The organism is Nostoc sp. 2RC (assembly GCF_014222165.1).
Classification (GTDB): domain Bacteria; phylum Cyanobacteriota; class Cyanobacteriia; order Cyanobacteriales; family Nostocaceae; genus Nostoc; species Nostoc linckia.
Genome location: NZ_JACKZU010000688.1, coordinates 1 through 1,459, shown reverse-complemented (window position 1 = coordinate 1,459; position 1,459 = coordinate 1). Strand labels below are relative to the sequence as shown.

Here is a 1,459-nt window from a genome sequence, read left to right as displayed (position 1 = left end):
GATGGGGGGATGGGGAGATGGGGAGACAAGGGAGACAAATTCCTCTGTCAACAGTCAACAGTCAACAGCAACACCCCTAATTCCCAACTTTCACGAAGAAACAACGTTCAAATGGGGAATATGAGATAAATACTTGGAGGCGATAACCCGATTGCGTCCAGTAGTTTTTGCTTGTAGTAGGCATTGATCGGCACGATTGAGCAGACTTTCTCCTTGGTCGTCGTCTTCAGCTTCTAAGGAGGCTGTGCCTAAACTAATGGTGATGTTAATTGTCAGTTTATTATTGATGGCAAATGGTTCGTCGCTGACTATGCGATTGAGACGACGGGCTACAATTAATGCTTCGTCGCCAGTGGTGTTTGCTAGAAGAATTACAAATTCTTCACCACCGTAGCGAAATGCGGTGTCTTGAAAACGCAGGTTGTGTCGTAGACGCTGACATAATAGCTGCAAAAGGCGATCGCCAACTAAATGTCCGTAAGTGTCGTTAACTTTTTTGAAGTGATCTATATCTAAAATAATCAAACTCAGGGAAGTTTTCTGAGTTCTAGCTTTTTTAATTTGCCTGGGTAAATCCCATTCTAAAGCACGGCGATTATTTAATTCTGTTAATGAATCAGCTAAGGCGATGGCTGATAATAAATCATTTGTACGAATCAAATCTCGGTATTTTTGCGCTTTCCGCAAGCCAACGGTTAATTGGGCCAGTATTAACCCATGATTGGCGGTCAATTCTGCCAAGTTTTCCTCTGTTTGTTCATCAATCAGATGCCAGATATAAGCATCAGCTCCTTGCTTTAACATTGCAGTAGTCATTTCTAATTCCCTGTGCCAACCGTATTTTTTTCTCTCATCGATCTGTTGGCGACGGTCTTCACAGAAAATACAGTAAATCCATGATAGCTTTGTCTGGTCTTTCAACCAACTGCACAATTTCATACTGCCATCTAAGCTACCCTGTACAAGTATGATGTCGGGGGGTGTCATTTGAATGTAGGACACCGCCTGATTGAGATTATCGATAACTTTTACATTAAAGGCGATCGCATAACGTATCCGATCTGGAAGTGTGTTGCAGAAATTGTTATTTCCAAAAACCAAAATGGAAATATTCATTGCTTTTTTACAGTATTTAAATTTTCAGAAGACAGATTAAATTAAAATTTGTTGTTCTTGTCGTTTAATAATAAATTGACCGGATCGGACAACAATAGAAATTCCAAAACTTCAATCAATTAAGAAGTGACAATAGTTTGTAACCCATAACTCGAACTCAGGTAATTTGGTTTTGAATTTGAGCTTTTTATTTTTTAAGTAGCCTTTCGGCTCACTTATGTTTCTTGTTATATGTGTTTTTAACGCTAAATTTAAAAAATACCTTCAATTTTAATATCCTCTTAACAGTGTGTATTTATTAGTACGATTGCTGAAATTTAAATTTATACTAACTAATTTCTAC

General features: G+C 38.1%; 1 protein-coding gene. It reads right to left on the bottom strand.

Annotated elements, in window-relative coordinates:
- Positions 1 to 90: 90 nt before the first annotated feature.
- Positions 91 to 1,116, bottom strand: a complete 1,026-nt coding sequence (locus tag GNE10_RS34425) for a diguanylate cyclase (protein ID WP_185570497.1) — start codon at positions 1,114 to 1,116, stop codon at positions 91 to 93.
- Between the last annotated feature and the right edge of the window lie 343 nt (positions 1,117 to 1,459).